This window comes from Citrobacter sp. CK189 (genome assembly GCF_030333505.1).
Taxonomy (GTDB): Bacteria; Pseudomonadota; Gammaproteobacteria; order Enterobacterales; family Enterobacteriaceae; genus Citrobacter_B; species Citrobacter_B koseri.
The window spans coordinates 37,380-52,597 of sequence record NZ_JAOWFV010000040.1; the positions used below are offsets into that span (position 1 = coordinate 37,380).

At 54.7% G+C, this 15,218-nt stretch carries 14 protein-coding genes; 11 read left to right on the forward strand and 3 right to left on the reverse strand.

What is annotated here, in order from left to right; translation table 11 throughout:
* Positions 1-118 precede the first annotated feature (118 nt).
* The 4 genes from OGV83_RS18535 (at position 119) to OGV83_RS18550 (ending at position 3,234) form a co-directional block, all read left to right on the forward strand.
* Positions 119-487, forward strand: coding sequence for a diacylglycerol kinase (locus OGV83_RS18535; protein ID WP_286464330.1), 369 nt, complete (start codon positions 119-121; stop codon positions 485-487).
* A gap of 123 nt (positions 488-610) precedes the next feature.
* Complete coding sequence (lexA, locus tag OGV83_RS18540; RefSeq protein ID WP_012134642.1) at positions 611-1,219, forward strand: transcriptional repressor LexA; 609 nt, start codon at positions 611-613, stop codon at positions 1,217-1,219.
* Positions 1,220-1,567: 348 nt separating this feature from the next.
* Positions 1,568-2,887, forward strand: a complete 1,320-nt coding sequence (dinF, locus tag OGV83_RS18545; RefSeq protein ID WP_286464331.1) for an MATE family efflux transporter DinF — start codon at positions 1,568-1,570, stop codon at positions 2,885-2,887.
* Between the two features lie 137 nt (positions 2,888-3,024).
* Positions 3,025-3,234, forward strand: a complete 210-nt coding sequence (locus OGV83_RS18550) for a CsbD family protein (RefSeq protein ID WP_024130835.1) — start codon at positions 3,025-3,027, stop codon at positions 3,232-3,234.
* A gap of 93 nt (positions 3,235-3,327) precedes the next feature.
* On the opposite strand, the gene zur is transcribed toward OGV83_RS18550, so the two are convergent.
* On the reverse strand, positions 3,328-3,843 hold the full coding sequence (gene zur / locus OGV83_RS18555) for a zinc uptake transcriptional repressor Zur (RefSeq protein ID WP_012134638.1): 516 nt from the start codon (positions 3,841-3,843) through the stop codon (positions 3,328-3,330).
* Between the two features lie 155 nt (positions 3,844-3,998).
* On the opposite strand from zur, the gene dusA reads away from it, so the two are divergent.
* Positions 3,999-4,994 (forward strand): tRNA dihydrouridine(20/20a) synthase DusA, encoded by a 996-nt coding sequence (gene dusA / locus OGV83_RS18560; protein WP_047459672.1) that lies wholly within the window; start codon positions 3,999-4,001, stop codon positions 4,992-4,994.
* A gap of 162 nt (positions 4,995-5,156) precedes the next feature.
* Positions 5,157-5,399 (forward strand): envelope stress response protein PspG, encoded by a 243-nt coding sequence (gene pspG, locus OGV83_RS18565; RefSeq protein WP_012134631.1) that lies wholly within the window; start codon positions 5,157-5,159, stop codon positions 5,397-5,399.
* A gap of 176 nt (positions 5,400-5,575) precedes the next feature.
* On the opposite strand, the gene OGV83_RS18570 is transcribed toward pspG, so the two are convergent.
* Positions 5,576-6,559, reverse strand: coding sequence for a quinone oxidoreductase (locus OGV83_RS18570; RefSeq protein ID WP_012134630.1), 984 nt, complete (start codon positions 6,557-6,559; stop codon positions 5,576-5,578).
* Positions 6,560-6,640: 81 nt separating this feature from the next.
* On the opposite strand from OGV83_RS18570, the gene dnaB reads away from it, so the two are divergent.
* The 5 genes from dnaB to OGV83_RS18595 all read left to right on the forward strand — a co-directional run bounded on the left by dnaB (position 6,641) and on the right by OGV83_RS18595 (position 12,201).
* On the forward strand, positions 6,641-8,056 hold the full coding sequence (gene dnaB, locus OGV83_RS18575; protein ID WP_012134629.1) for a replicative DNA helicase: 1,416 nt from the start codon (positions 6,641-6,643) through the stop codon (positions 8,054-8,056).
* Positions 8,057-8,200: 144 nt separating this feature from the next.
* Entirely contained in the window at positions 8,201-9,280 is a 1,080-nt protein-coding gene (gene alr / locus OGV83_RS18580) for an alanine racemase (RefSeq protein ID WP_049011986.1), read from the forward strand.
* 148 nt (positions 9,281-9,428) lie between these two features.
* The gene (gene tyrB / locus OGV83_RS18585) at positions 9,429-10,622 is read left to right on the forward strand and encodes an aromatic amino acid transaminase (RefSeq protein ID WP_286464333.1); all 1,194 of its coding nucleotides are present in this window, start codon (positions 9,429-9,431) and stop codon (positions 10,620-10,622) included.
* A gap of 306 nt (positions 10,623-10,928) precedes the next feature.
* Positions 10,929-11,642 (forward strand): acid phosphatase AphA, encoded by a 714-nt coding sequence (gene aphA / locus OGV83_RS18590; protein ID WP_012134616.1) that lies wholly within the window; start codon positions 10,929-10,931, stop codon positions 11,640-11,642.
* Between the two features lie 202 nt (positions 11,643-11,844).
* Entirely contained in the window at positions 11,845-12,201 is a 357-nt protein-coding gene (locus OGV83_RS18595; protein ID WP_012134615.1) for an MmcQ/YjbR family DNA-binding protein, read from the forward strand.
* Between the two features lie 95 nt (positions 12,202-12,296).
* On the opposite strand, the gene uvrA is transcribed toward OGV83_RS18595, so the two are convergent.
* The gene (gene uvrA, locus OGV83_RS18600; RefSeq protein ID WP_012134614.1) at positions 12,297-15,119 is read right to left on the reverse strand and encodes an excinuclease ABC subunit UvrA; all 2,823 of its coding nucleotides are present in this window, start codon (positions 15,117-15,119) and stop codon (positions 12,297-12,299) included.
* Positions 15,120-15,218 lie beyond the last annotated feature (99 nt).

A 15,218-nucleotide genomic window follows, 5' to 3' on the forward strand; every position in this document is an offset into this window, starting at 1 on the left:
AAAGTCTGGTGAATTTCTGGTGTATCCCGTCATACTTCGCGCTGCGTTGCCGTCGCCCGAATCATACGGGCCAACGATATAATTTCATTGACGCTAATAATGCAAAAAGGTTCTTTTAATGGCCAATAATACCACTGGATTCACCCGAATCATTAAAGCCGCAGGCTATTCCTGGAAAGGTTTTCGCGCCGCATGGGTCAACGAAGCGGCGTTTCGCCAGGAAAGCATCGCCGTGCTGGCAGGTGTGCTGATTGCCTGCTGGCTGGATGTGGATGCCATTACTCGCGTACTGCTGATTGGTTCCGTGATGCTGGTGATGATTGTTGAAATCCTTAACAGCGCCATTGAAGCTGTTGTTGACCGTATTGGCTCCGAATACAATGAACTCTCCGGCCGCGCGAAGGACATGGGGTCTGCGGCGGTGCTACTGTCTATTTTCGTCGCGCTGATGACCTGGGGTCTCCTGCTATGGTCACATTTCCGCTAAGGTTTTTTCGATAAAGATTCCATAACGGTATAAAACTCCTGTTTTCTGCGCAGTTTATGGTTCCAAAATCACTTTTAGCTGTATATACTCACAGCATAACTGTATATACACCCAGGGGGCGGAATGAAAGCGTTAACGGCCAGGCAGCAAGAGGTGTTTGATCTCATTCGGGATCACATCAGCCAGACAGGTATGCCACCAACGCGTGCGGAGATCGCGCAGCGTTTGGGGTTCCGTTCCCCAAACGCCGCTGAAGAACACCTGAAAGCGCTGGCGCGTAAAGGGGTGATTGAAATTGTTTCCGGCGCATCGCGCGGTATTCGCCTGCTTCTGGACGAAGAAGAAGGGTTGCCGCTGGTCGGTCGTGTCGCCGCCGGTGAACCGCTGCTGGCGCAGCAGCATATCGAAGGCCATTATCAGGTCGATCCCTCGCTGTTTAAACCCAATGCTGATTTTCTGCTGCGTGTTAGCGGCATGTCAATGAAAGATATCGGAATTATGGACGGCGATCTGCTGGCAGTGCATAAAACTCAGGATGTCCGTAACGGCCAGGTGGTTGTGGCGCGTATTGACGATGAAGTCACGGTAAAACGCCTGAAAAAACAGGGCAATAAAGTTGAACTTTTGCCAGAAAACAGCGAATTTAAACCGATCGTGGTTGATCTGCGTGAGCAGAGCTTCACCATCGAAGGACTGGCGGTAGGCGTTATCCGTAACGGTGAATGGCTGTAATCAGGCGCTGGCATAACGCCTGATGGCGCTGCGCTTATCAGGCCTACAAATATCCCCGTAGGCCGGATAAGGCATTTACGCCGCCATCTGGCAAATGTGCCCATAGTACCGTAGGCCGGATACGGCGTTTATGCCGCCATCCGGCAAATGTACCCGTAGTACCGTAGGCCGGATAAGGCGTTTACGCCGCCATCCAGCAAATGTACCCATAGTACCGTAGGCCGGATAAGGCATTTATGCCGCCATCCGGCAAATGTGTCCGTAGTACCGTAGGCCGGATAAGGCATTTATGCCGCCATCCGGCGATTAATCGATTGGTTTATTTGACTTTTTCTCAGGCTCATCTGCATGCCTTTCTTCACATCCTCTGACAAAGCACTCTGGCACCTCGCCTTACCCATGATTTTTTCCAACATCACCGTTCCCTTACTGGGTCTGGTGGATACGGCTGTTATTGGTCATCTCGATAGCCCCGTCTATCTGGGTGGTGTTGCCATTGGCGCAACCGCAACCAGCTTCCTTTTCATGCTGTTGCTCTTCTTACGCATGAGCACTACCGGGTTAACGGCGCAGGCCTTTGGCGCGAAAAATCCGCAAGCGCTGGCGAGAGCGTTGGTGCAACCACTCATCCTGGCGCTGAGCGCGGGGGCGCTGATTGCGCTGCTGCGCACGCCGATTATCGATCTGGCATTGCATATCGTTGGCGGTAGCGAAGCGGTGCTGGAGCAGGCAAGACGCTTTCTGGCGATCCGCTGGCTGAGTGCCCCGGCATCTCTGGCGAATCTGGTTTTGCTTGGTTGGCTGCTTGGCGTTCAGTACGCCCGTGCGCCGGTTATCCTGCTGATTGTCGGGAATATCCTGAACATCGTTCTCGACCTGTGGCTGGTTATGGGGCTGCACATGAACGTGCAGGGGGCTGCGCTGGCGACGGTCATCGCCGAATATGCCACGCTGTTAATTGGTCTGCTGATGGTACGCAAAGTCCTTCATCTGCGCGGAGTCTCTCCCGGTATGTTGAAACAGGCCTGGCGCGGGAACTTCCGTCGTTTGCTGGCGCTTAATCGCGACATCATGCTGCGTTCGCTGCTGCTGCAACTCTGTTTTGGCGCAATCACGGTACTGGGCGCCCGTATGGGAAGCGATATCATTGCGGTGAATGCCGTTCTTATGACGTTGCTGACCTTTACTGCCTATGCGCTGGACGGCTTCGCCTATGCGGTAGAAGCCCATTCGGGTCAGGCTTATGGCGCGCGGGACGGCAGCCAGCTACTGGACGTATGGCGGGCGGCGTGTCGCCAGTCGGGAATTGTGGCGCTGCTGTTTGCGCTGGTTTATGTGCTGGCGGGGGAGTACATCATCGCACTGCTGACTTCGCTGCCGCAGATTCAGCTTCTGGCCGATCGCTATCTTATCTGGCAGGTGGTTCTGCCGCTGGTGGGCGTCTGGTGCTATTTGCTGGACGGTATGTTTATCGGGGCGACGCGGGCGGCTGAAATGCGTAACAGCATGGCTGTCGCCGCAGCCGGGTTTGCGCTCACCCTACTGACGATACCGCTGCTGGGGAACCACGGACTGTGGCTTGCGCTAACCGTTTTTCTGGCGCTTCGTGGGCTTTCTCTGGCATTTATCTGGCGGCGACACTGGCGAAAAGGGACCTGGTTTGCCTGAGTCCGGTGGTTAAAAACTCTGAATTAAAAAACGAAGGCCGAATCACTGACTACAATTAATCTCACGTTCAGCAGAAAACGTAATGCGTTTGAGCGACGTTCTCCCGCTATTCACAACCGAACGATGAGGACTTGATGATGAATAAAGACGAAATCGGCGGCAACTGGAAACAGTTTAAAGGTAAAGTGAAAGAGCAATGGGGCAAACTGACCGATGATGATATGACAGTCATCGAAGGTAAGCGTGATCAACTGGTGGGTAAAGTCCAGGAACGCTATGGTTACGCAAAAGATGAGGCGGAAAAAGAAGTGAAAGAATGGGAAAACCGTAACGACTACCGCTGGTAATCAACTTCTCCTGCCCGTGAGTACAAGGACGTACTCCCCTCTGTTCAACGTACTTGCTTTGGGCGGCGTCTGCGGATTAGCCGCCCGATTTATTTAACGTGGTTTCTTCTTCACCAAAATAGAATGGTCGTGCTGGCATTCGCCGGGGTGGCGACAGGCTTCGACTTCCACACACGCCGGGCATAACCCGTGTGCTTCAATCACGTTATGGCGCAGAGCGAACCCCATTTTTGCCGCCAGCGTATGCATAATGTCTTCCACGCCTTCAGCACACTCCTCTTTTACCACACCACAACGGTCGCAGATAAACATGGCCGAGCTATGGGTCGGCTGATCGAACAGGTGACAGAGCACGTAGCTGTTGGTGGATTCGACCTTGTGAACAAAACCCTGCTCAAGCAGAAAATCGAGCGCACGATACACCGTCGGCGGTTTGGCCTGCGGCTCCGTTTCACGCAGCAGATCCAGCAGGTCATAGGCGCTGATCGCGCCTTCCTGTAGGCTCATCAGACGCAACACTTCGAGGCGCTGGGGTGTCAGCCGCACATTGCGTTGCGCACAGAGCTTTTCAGCTTGCGCTAAAAGCTCTTGCGTGGTGGTCTTTTCCATGTGGCACCTCGGATTGCGTGAAAGGTTAATCTTCTACTTTACCATGTTCTGCGTAAAACGCCGAGAAGCAGCCCTAACGATATATCGTCAGCTAATCTTTCAGTGGGCTGTGCTATAGTAGCGCCCCAAATTCACCAGATGCTTAAAATTTCGCCATGTCTACAGAATCACAGTTCGCTTTTCCTGCTCATCGTTTTTCTATCGCGCCGATGCTCGACTGGACGGACAGACATTGTCGCTACTTCCTGCGTCTGCTGTCTCGCCAGACGTTGCTCTATACCGAGATGGTAACTACCGGGGCGATCATTCATGGCAAAGGCGACTATCTGGCATACAGCGAGGAAGAGCATCCGGTGGCGTTGCAGCTTGGCGGCAGCGATCCGGCTGCGCTGGCGCAATGCGCGAAACTGGCGCAGGCGCGAGGATATGACGAAATTAACCTTAACGTAGGTTGCCCGTCTGACCGTGTACAAAACGGCATGTTTGGCGCCTGTCTGATGGGAAATGCGCAACTGGTGGCGGATTGCGTGAAGGCGATGCGGGATGTAGTGTCGATCCCGGTAACGGTCAAAACCCGTATCGGTATTGACGATCAGGATAGCTACGAATTTCTCTGTGACTTCATCAATACGGTCGCCGGTAAAGGCGAATGCGAGATGTTTATTATCCACGCGCGCAAGGCCTGGCTCTCCGGGCTCAGCCCGAAGGAAAACCGCGAGATCCCGCCGCTGGATTACCCGCGCGTTTACCAGTTAAAGCGTGACTTCCCGCATCTGACCATGTCCATCAACGGTGGTATTACGTCGCTGGAAGAGGCGAAAGCGCATCTGGAGCATATGGATGGCGTGATGATCGGGCGCGAAGCCTATCAAAACCCGGGCATTCTGGCCTCCGTTGACCGTGAAATCTTTGGCGCGACCACGGCGGATGCCGATCCTGTGGCTGTCGTTCGCGCCATGTATCCGTACATTGAGCGTGAACTGAGCCAGGGGACATACCTCGGGCATATTACCCGTCATATGCTGGGGCTGTTTCAGGGGATTCCTGGCGCGCGCCAGTGGCGCCGTTATCTGAGCGAAAATGCCCATAAAGCAGGCGCCGACATTGACGTGCTGGAACATGCGCTGAAACGGGTGGCGGATAAGCGTTAAGTTCTCACTAAAAGTTAGTCAATTTCACCACGCCCTGCGCACAGTCGCGGGGCGTTTTGTTTGCAAATCAATAAATTAATTTTGGCATGTTTCTTGTAATGGTCTGAATATGTCGGCCCGCAAAGCGCTACGCCACCGGGCATTCCATATTCAGGGGGAATCATGCTGGAACTACTTTTTGTGATGGGCTTTTTTATCATGCTGATGGCCACCGGCGTGTCATTGTTGGGAATTCTGGCCGCGCTGATGGTGGCGACCGCCGTGATGTTCCTGGGCGGCATGTTTGCGTTGGTGATCAAACTGCTGCCGTGGTTGCTGTTGGCTGTTGCCGTGGTATGGGTCATCAAAGCGGTAAAAACGCCAAAAATCCCACAGTATCAGCGCAATAACCGTCGGTTTTACTAAGGTATTGTGCAGAGGATCACAACCTGTAACTTTCTTCTTAGAAGCAAATAGGAATTGATTATCAAATCTGTCACTATTGCGCGGCTAATGAATTCATCGAGCTGTACCCTACATACAGCCGAACTAAAAAAGAAAGGGCTTCCCATGTGGAAGCCCTAATTCTTTTCCCCGTCATACTACGGAATGAGCAGGCTCGATCCCTGCGTTGCCCGGCTTTCCAGCACCTCATGCGCGCGCTGCGCATCTTTCAACGCGTATTTCTGATTCTCCGCGACCTCGACTTTTATCACGCCGCTGGCAATCAGTGAAAACAGCTCGTTGCTGGCTTCGGTCAATTCATCGCGACTGGTGATATAACCCTGAAGAGAAGGGCGAGTGACGTACAGCGAGCCTTTTTGGTTCAGGATGCCTAAGTTAACGCCGGTCACAGGGCCGGAAGCGTTACCAAAACTCACCATCAGCCCCCGGCGTTGCAGGCAATCCAGCGACGCTTCCCAGGTATCTTTCCCGACTGAATCGTAAACCACCCGTACTTTTTTGCCGCCAGTAATCTCTTTCACCCGTTCAGCGATATTTTCTTCACGATAGTTAATCACTTTCCATGCGCCAGCCTGTAAGGCAATTTGCGCTTTCTGCGCGCTGCCTACCGTGCCAATAAGTTTTGCGCCCAACGCTTTAGCCCACTGGCAGGCGATAAGGCCCACGCCCCCGGCGGCGGCATGGAACAAAAACGGTTCGTCGGGTTTAACCTCATAGGTTTTGCGCAGCAGATAAAAGACCGTTAATCCTTTCAGAAAAGAGGCGGCAGCCTGCTCGAAAGAGATCGCTTTAGGGAGAATGGCGGCCTTATCGGCGGGAACATTGTGTACCGAACTGTAAGCCCCGAGCGCAGACTGGGCATAAACGACGCGGTCGCCCGCTTTAATATGTTTAACGTTGCTGCCGACTTTACTCACCACGCCCGCCGCTTCAGTGCCCAACCCGCTGGGCAGGGATGGCGGTGGATAGAGCCCACTGCGAATATAGGTATCAATGTAGTTGATGCCAATCGCTTTATTTTCGACCTGGATTTCGTTTTCCGCCGGGTCTACAGGGGTAAAGTCCACTGCTTTCAGGACGTCAGGGCCACCGTGCTTGTGAAATTCAATTCGTGTTGCCATGCTTCCTCCAGAACGTATCGTAAGGGTCCACTTATATGGTAAAGTTTCGACCCATTCTTTATCTCGGTAACTCCATTCACTATGGCAGGAAATAAACCCTTCAACAAACAACAGACTGATGCGCGTGACCGTGATTTGCAGGTTGACGGGCTGAAAGTGCCGCCGCACTCGATTGAAGCGGAACAGTCGGTGTTGGGCGGTTTAATGCTGGATAACGAACGCTGGGACGATGTCGCCGAACGCGTAGTGGCGGATGACTTTTATACCCGGCCGCACCGGCATATTTTTACCGAAATGCACCGTTTGCAGGAGATGGGGAAACCCATTGACCTGATCACGCTGGCGGAGTCGCTGGAAATTCAGGGGCAACTGGACAGCGTTGGCGGTTTTGCTTACCTGGCGGAGTTATCCAAAAATACGCCAAGTGCGGCGAACATCAGCGCTTATGCGGATATTGTCCGCGAACGTGCCGTTGTTCGCGATATGATTTCCGTCGCCCATGAAATTGCCGACGCGGGTTACGATCCGCAGGGGCGCAACAGCGACGAGCTGCTGGATCTCGCGGAATCTCGCGTTTTCCAGATTGCGGAAAACCGCGCCAATAAAGACGAAGGCCCGAAAAGCATCGATCAAATCCTCGATGCGACCGTGGCGCGCATTGAAACCCTTTTCCAGCAGCCGCATGACGGTGTGACAGGGGTCGATACCGGTTATCAGGACTTAAACAAAAAAACCGCCGGTTTGCAGCGCTCGGATCTGATCATCGTAGCGGCGCGTCCGTCGATGGGTAAAACGACATTTGCGATGAACCTCTGCGAAAACGCCGCGATGTTGCAGGAGAAACCGGTACTGATCTTCAGTCTGGAGATGCCCGGCGAACAGATTATGATGCGTATGCTGGCGTCGCTGTCGCGCGTGGACCAGACGCGCATTCGTACGGGTCAACTGGATGACGAAGACTGGGCGCGTATTTCCGGTACGATGGGCATCCTGCTGGAGAAGCGCAATATGTATATTGACGATTCATCCGGCCTGACGCCGACGGAAGTTCGCTCGCGCGCCCGTCGTATCTACCGTGAACATGGCGGCTTAAGCCTGATCATGATCGACTACCTGCAACTGATGCGCGTGCCGTCGCTCTCCGATAACCGTACGCTGGAAATCGCAGAAATCTCTCGCTCGCTGAAAGCGCTGGCAAAAGAGCTACAGGTGCCGGTGGTGGCGCTGTCGCAGCTTAACCGCTCTCTGGAACAACGCGCCGATAAACGTCCGGTCAACTCGGATCTGCGTGAATCCGGCTCCATCGAGCAGGATGCCGACTTGATCATGTTTATCTATCGTGACGAGGTTTATCACGAAAACAGCGACTTAAAAGGCATCGCAGAAATTATTATTGGTAAACAACGTAACGGCCCAATCGGTACGGTACGTCTGACGTTTAACGGGCAATGGTCGCGTTTTGATAACTATGCGGGACCGCAATACGACGACGAGTAAATCTCCTTCATCATTCACGCCGCAGATGCGTTGACTGCGCCCGCTTATCCCTTCGGGAACAGCGCCGGCGCTGTTCAAAAACGCCAGAGCGTTTTTGTCCTGCAACGCGAATGATTTTGGCGATTCTTTTTATAAGGAATTCAAATGCAAGCGGCAACTGTAGTCATTAACCGCCGCGCTCTGCGACACAATCTGCAACGTCTGCGTGAACTGGCGCCTGCCAGCAAGCTGGTTGCGGTCGTGAAAGCGAACGCTTACGGACACGGTCTTCTGGAGACCGCGCGAACGCTCCCTGATGCCGACGCTTTCGGCGTCGCCCGCCTTGAAGAAGCCCTGCGCCTGCGGGCGGGCGGGATCACGCAGCCCATTCTGTTGCTGGAAGGTTTTTTTGAAGCCACCGATCTGCCAGTCATCTCTGCACAGCATCTGCATACCGCCGTGCATAACGAAGAACAGCTTGCCGCGCTGGAAGCCGCCGGGCTGGATGAACCGGTAACGGTGTGGATGAAACTGGATACGGGAATGCATCGTCTGGGCGTGCGTCCTGAAAAAGCCGAAGCGTTTTATCAACGGCTTACGCAGTGTAAAAACGTGCGCCAGCCGGTAAATATCGTCAGCCATTTCGCCCGCGCCGATGAGCCGGAATGCGGCGCGACCGAGCAGCAACTCGATATTTTTAATACCTTCTGCGAAGGTAAACCGGGGCAACGCTCCATCGCCGCTTCCGGCGGCATCCTGTTGTGGCCACAGTCTCATTTTGACTGGGCGCGACCGGGCATCATCCTCTACGGCGTCTCGCCGCTGGAAAACCAGTCCACTGGCGAAGATTTTGGCTGTCAGCCGGTCATGTCGCTAATCTCCAGCCTCATTGCCGTTCGCGAGCATAAAGCGGGCGAACCGGTGGGTTACGGCGGCACATGGATCAGCGAGCGCGATACGTGTCTGGGCGTGGTCGCTATGGGCTATGGCGATGGTTATCCGCGTGCGGCGCCGTCCGGTACGCCGGTGCTGGTTAATGGTCGGGAAGTGACGATTGTCGGTCGCGTGGCGATGGACATGATCTGCGTCGATTTAGGCCCTCAGGCGCAGGACAAAGCAGGCGATCCGGTCATTTTGTGGGGTGAAGGTCTGCCCGTTGAGCGCATTGCGGAAATAACAAAAGTGAGTGCTTACGAACTTATCACGCGCCTGACATCAAGGGTTGCGATGAAGTACATTGATTAAATGCGTGCCGGGTGGCGCATTGATCCCAGGCGGGATAAGGCGGATACCCCGCCATCCGGCGATATTCACATCAACATCCTCTCGATCTTCTCTCGCTTCCGGTTTATTGTGTTTTAACCCCCTGCCTGTAAACCTGGAGAACCACAGCGTGTTTCAAAAAGTTGACGCCTACGCTGGCGACCCGATTCTTTCGCTTATGGAGCGTTTCAAAGAGGATTCGCGTAGCGACAAAGTGAATCTCAGCATCGGTCTGTATTACAACGAAGAGGGCATCATTCCTCAGCTTAAAGCCGTTGCCGAAGCGGAAGCCCGGATTAATGCGCAGCCGCACGGCGCGTCGCTGTACCTGCCAATGGAAGGTCTCAATACCTATCGCCATACCATTGCGCCGTTGCTGTTTGGCGCCGATCATCCGGTTCTTCAGCAGCAACGCGTGGCGACAATTCAGACGCTGGGCGGTTCCGGCGCGCTGAAGGTAGGGGCGGATTTCCTGAAGCGTTATTTTCCTGAATCCGCCGTGTGGGTCAGTGACCCGACCTGGGAAAACCACATCGCAATTTTTGAAGGCGCTGGTTTCGAAGTAAGTACTTACCCCTGGTATGACAACGCCACTAACGGCGTACGTTTCAACGAATTGCTGGCGACCCTCAACACCTTGCCTGCCCGCAGCATTGTGCTGCTGCATCCGTGCTGCCATAACCCGACCGGTGCTGATTTAACCCATTCGCAGTGGGATGCGGTTATTGAGATCCTGAAAGCGCGCGAGTTGATTCCGTTCCTCGACATTGCCTATCAGGGATTTGGCGCAGGTATGGAAGATGATGCCTACGCGATTCGCGCCATTGCCAGCGCCGGATTACCCGCGCTGGTCAGTAACTCTTTCTCGAAGATCTTCTCGCTGTATGGCGAACGTGTGGGCGGGCTTTCGGTGGTCTGTGAAGACGCTGAGGCCGCAGGCCGCGTGTTGGGTCAGCTCAAAGCCACCGTGCGCCGTAACTACTCCAGCCCGCCGAATTTTGGCGCGCAGGTGGTTGCCGCCGTACTGAACGATGAGGCGCTCAAAGCCAGCTGGCTGGCGGAAGTGGAAGCAATGCGTACGCGTATCCTGGCGATGCGTCAGGAACTGGTGAATGTCCTGAACGCCGAGATACCGGGCCGTAACTTTGATTATCTGCTGCAACAGCGCGGCATGTTCAGCTATACCGGCCTGAGCGCTGCACAGGTGGACCGTCTGCGTGATGAGTTCGGCGTCTACCTGATCGCCAGCGGACGCATGTGCGTGGCGGGTCTGAATTCCGGCAATGTCCAGCGCGTGGCGAAGGCGTTTGCTGCGGTGATGTAAGTGATTGTGTTGCCGGATGGCGGCGTTGCCTTATCCGCCTACAAAGCAGCCCGTAGGCCCGGTAAGCGGTAGCGCCACCGGGCGACCTGCCGGATGGCGGCGTTGCCTTATCCGGCCTACAAAGCAACTCGTAGGCCCGGTAAGCGGTAGCGCTGCCCCCTCCATTCATATGTGATCATCCTCTTTTTCTGTAACAAAACCGCAGAAAATTCTTCCTTTCACCTGCCGCTGGGGTTATGGTCAGAGAGTTTTTTGACCAGTCAATATAATTAAAAATCATAACTAACTGACTATTTAGGGAAAAATATGCGCAAGATAACCCTGGCCTTGAGCGCCTTTTGTTTACTTTTCACGTTAAATAATTCAGCAATCGCCCTGGCGTCCTCGCCGTCGCCGCTAAATCCTGGCACCAATGTTGCGAAACTCGCCGAGCAGTCTCCCATCCACTGGGTTTCTGTCGCGCAGATCGAAAATAGCCTGGCGGGTCGTCCTCCCATTGCTGTCGGGTTTGATATTGATGACACCGTGCTGTTTTCCAGCCCTGGCTTCTGGCGCGGCAAAAAAGTCTATTCGCCAGAAAGCGAGGATTATCTGAAAAATCCGGCATTCTGGGAGAAGATGAACAACGGCTGGGATGAGTTCAGCATTCCGAAAGAGGTGGCGCGTCTGCTTATTGATATGCACGTCCGGCGTGGCGACAGCATCTTTTTTGTCACGGGGCGGAGCCAGACGAAAACCGAAACCGTCTCGAAAACGCTGGCTGATGATTTCCACATTCCCGCAGCCAATATGAATCCTGTGATTTTTGCAGGCGACAAGCCGGGCCAGAACACCAAAACGCAGTGGCTACAGGAGAAAAATATCCGCATCTTCTACGGCGACTCCGACAATGATATTACGGCAGCCCGTGACGCGGGCATTCGTGGCATCCGCATCCTGCGCGCCTCCAACTCTACCTATAAACCGTTGCCACAGGCCGGCGCGTTTGGGGAAGAGGTGATTGTGAACTCGGAATATTAAAACCGGCGGAACCTTTTGCCCCAGGACTGATAAAACGCATTAGCGTCGCCATCAGGCCTACAGTGGCATCATCCGGCAAGATTCTCAATCGCTGTTTTTTTGAACAAAATTGAGCTGCTGGCTTTTACCTTTGGCGGACTTGCTGCAAACTGAGTAAGAGACGTTCTCAGTGGGGCAATATGCTTAAAAGGGGAATAAGAAGATGACCAATTCGGAGTTACTGCAATATTGCATGGCAAAAACAGGCGCGGAACAGAGCGTTCACAGTGACTGGAAAGCCACACAAATCAAGGTTGAAGATGTGCTTTTTGCCATGGTGAAAGAGGTGGAAAATCGCCCGGCGGTATCTTTGAAAACCAGCCCTGAACTGGCGGAGTTGCTGCGCCAGCAACACAGCGATGTGCGACCAAGCCGACATCTTAATAAAGCGCACTGGAGCACCGTCTACCTGGATGGTTCGCTACCGGATTCGCAAATCTATTATCTGGTGGATGCCTCCTATCAACTGGCGGTAAGTACTCTGCCGGAGGACAAGCGTAAGCTGTTGGTGCAGCCGTGAGCCGTTTTGCCGGATGCGGCGCAAGCGCCTTATCGGGCCTACAAACTATTACGCATATTCTGTAGGCCCGATAAGTGCAGCGCCATCGGGCATTATTACAGCATTGGCTTGAGGAAACGGGCAGTATGTGACGCTTCACACTCTGCGACCGTCTCCGGCGTCCCGGAAACAAGAATTTCGCCGCCGCCGCTGCCGCCTTCCGGGCCGAGATCGACAATCCAGTCCGCCGTCTTAATGACGTCCAGGTTGTGCTCAATCACCACAATGGTGTTGCCCTGATCGCGCAACTGGTGCAGCACGTCCAGCAGTTGCTGAATATCGGCAAAATGCAGACCGGTGGTCGGTTCATCCAGAATGTACAGCGTCTGCCCGGTGCCGCGTTTCGACAATTCACGCGCCAGCTTCACGCGCTGTGCTTCACCGCCGGAGAGCGTGGTGGCGGACTGACCGAGACGGATGTAGGTCAGACCCACGTCCATCAACGTTTGCAGCTTACGCGCCAGCGCCGGAACGGCGTCAAAAAATTCGCGCGCTTCTTCGATGGTCATATCCAGCACTTCGTGGATAGTCTTGCCCTTGTACTTAATCTCCAGCGTTTCGCGGTTATAGCGCTTGCCCTTGCACTGGTCGCACGGTACGTAAATATCCGGCAGGAAGTGCATTTCAACCTTGATGACGCCGTCGCCCTGACAGGCTTCGCAGCGCCCGCCGCGCACGTTAAAGCTGAAACGTCCCGGCGTATAGCCGCGTGAGCGTGATTCCGGCACGCCAGCGAACAGCTCACGTACGGGCGTAAACACGCCGGTATACGTTGCCGGGTTAGAGCGCGGCGTACGGCCAATCGGACTCTGGTCGATGTCGATGACTTTGTCGAAATGCTCCAGCCCCTGAATATCACGATACGGCGCAGGTTCCGCAATGGTCGCCCCGTTTAACTGGCGCTGGGCAATCGGGAACAGCGTGTCGTTGATAAGCGTAGACTTACCCGACCCGGATACGCCGGTAATACAGGTAAACAGGCCAACCGGCAGCGTCAGGGTGACGTCTTTCAGGTTGTTGCCGCGCGCGCCGGTCAACTTCAGCACTTTCTCCGGGTTCGCGGGAACGCGCTGTTTCGGCACTTCAATCTTGCGTTTGCCGCTCATGTACTGGCCGGTGAGGGATTCCGGCACCGCCATAATCGCCTCCAGCGGCCCTTCGGCCACGACCTGACCGCCGTGTACGCCAGCGCCGGGGCCGATATCGATCACATGGTCGGCGGCGCGGATGGCGTCTTCGTCATGCTCCACCACAATCACGGTATTGCCGAGGTTACGCAGGTGAATCAGCGTTCCCAGCAAACGTTCGTTATCGCGCTGATGGAGACCGATAGACGGTTCATCCAGCACATACATCACGCCTACCAGCCCGGCGCCAATCTGGCTGGCCAGACGGATACGCTGGGCTTCGCCGCCGGACAAGGTCTCTGCCGAACGGGACAGCGTCAGGTAGTTGAGGCCGACGTTTACCAGGAACTTGAGGCGGTCGCCAATCTCCTTGAGGATCTTCTCCGCAATCTTTGCACGCTGGCCTGCGAGCTTGAGATTGTTGAAGAAGTCCATCGCATGGCCGATGCTCATGTCGGAGATCGCAGGCAGCGGAGTATTCTCGACGAAGACATGACGTGCTTCACGGCGCAGACGCGTGCCTTCACAACTGGCGCACGGACGGTTGCTGATGAATTTAGCTAACTCTTCACGTACCGCGCTGGACTCCGTCTCTTTGTAACGGCGCTCCATGTTGTGCAGCACGCCTTCGAACGGATGGCGACGCACGGAGGTGTCGCCACGATCGTTGATGTATTTGAACTCGATGCTCTCTTTGCCGGAACCGTACAGAACGACTTTATGCACATTCTGACTCAGACTTCCCCACGGCGCTTCCACGTCGAACTTATAGTGTTCCGCCAGCGATTTCAGCATCTGGAAATAATAGAAGTTACGGCGATCCCAGCCGCGAATCGCGCCGCCAGCCAGAGAAAGCTCCGGGTTCTGGATCACGCGATCGGGATCGAAATATTGCTGTACGCCGAGGCCGTCACAGGTCGGGCAGGCTCCCGCCGGGTTGTTGAACGAGAACAGACGCGGTTCCAGCTCGCGCATACTGTAGCCGCAAATTGGGCAGGCGAAGTTGGCGGAAAAGAGCAGCTCTTCCGCTTTCGTATCGTCCATATCCGCGACGATCGCGGTGCCGCCGGAGAGCTCCAGCGCAGTTTCAAAAGATTCCGCCAGGCGCTGGGACAGATCGCTACGGACTTTGAAACGATCGATTACGACCTCAATGGTGTGTTTCTTTTGCAGCTCCAGCTTCGGCGGATCGGAGAGATCGCAGACCTCGCCATCAATACGGGCGCGGATGTAGCCCTGGCTGGCCAGGTTTTCCAGCGTTTTGGCGTGCTCGCCTTTGCGCTCTTTAATAATGGGCGCCAGCAGCATCAGGCGTTTGCCTTCCGGCTGAGACAGCACGTTATCCACCATCTGGCTGACGGTTTGCGCCGCCAGCGGGACGTCATGATCCGGGCAGCGCGGTTCACCCACGCGGGCGAACAGCAGACGCAGATAGTCATGTATTTCGGTAATTGTACCTACCGTAGAGCGCGGGTTATGGGATGTCGATTTCTGCTCAATTGAGATAGCGGGCGACAGCCCCTCAATATGGTCGACATCTGGTTTTTCCATCAAAGACAGAAACTGACGCGCATATGCGGAAAGGGATTCAACGTAACGACGCTGCCCTTCGGCATACAAGGTGTCAAAAGCGAGCGAGGATTTGCCAGAACCCGAAAGCCCGGTGACGACAATCAGTTTGTCGCGCGGGATGACGAGGTTGATGTTTTTGAGATTATGGGTGCGGGCGCCCCGAACTTCGATCTTATCCATTCACCTTTCCCGGATTAAAACGCTTTTTCCCGGCCGCATGGCGCTACCGGCGATCACAAACGGTTAATTATGACACAACTCAACCTGAATGGATATACA

Bases quoted from the DNA above. Each gene is read 5' to 3' on its own strand.
- pspG (WP_012134631.1), top strand. From the start codon at position 5,157: ATGCTGGAACTACTTTTTGTGATGGGCTTTTTTATCATGCTGATGGCC.
- OGV83_RS18550 (WP_024130835.1), top strand. From the start codon at position 3,025: ATGAATAAAGACGAAATCGGCGGCAACTGGAAACAGTTTAAAGGTAAA.
- dnaB (WP_012134629.1), top strand. From the start codon at position 6,641: ATGGCAGGAAATAAACCCTTCAACAAACAACAGACTGATGCGCGTGAC.
- zur (WP_012134638.1), bottom strand. From the start codon at position 3,843: ATGGAAAAGACCACCACGCAAGAGCTTTTAGCGCAAGCTGAAAAGCTC.
- lexA (WP_012134642.1), top strand. From the start codon at position 611: ATGAAAGCGTTAACGGCCAGGCAGCAAGAGGTGTTTGATCTCATTCGG.
- OGV83_RS18595 (WP_012134615.1), top strand. From the start codon at position 11,845: ATGACCAATTCGGAGTTACTGCAATATTGCATGGCAAAAACAGGCGCG.
- dusA (WP_047459672.1), top strand. From the start codon at position 3,999: ATGTCTACAGAATCACAGTTCGCTTTTCCTGCTCATCGTTTTTCTATC.
- aphA (WP_012134616.1), top strand. From the start codon at position 10,929: ATGCGCAAGATAACCCTGGCCTTGAGCGCCTTTTGTTTACTTTTCACG.
- OGV83_RS18535 (WP_286464330.1), top strand. From the start codon at position 119: ATGGCCAATAATACCACTGGATTCACCCGAATCATTAAAGCCGCAGGC.
- uvrA (WP_012134614.1), bottom strand. From the start codon at position 15,119: ATGGATAAGATCGAAGTTCGGGGCGCCCGCACCCATAATCTCAAAAAC.
- OGV83_RS18570 (WP_012134630.1), bottom strand. From the start codon at position 6,559: ATGGCAACACGAATTGAATTTCACAAGCACGGTGGCCCTGACGTCCTG.
- dinF (WP_286464331.1), top strand. From the start codon at position 1,568: ATGCCTTTCTTCACATCCTCTGACAAAGCACTCTGGCACCTCGCCTTA.
- alr (WP_049011986.1), top strand. From the start codon at position 8,201: ATGCAAGCGGCAACTGTAGTCATTAACCGCCGCGCTCTGCGACACAAT.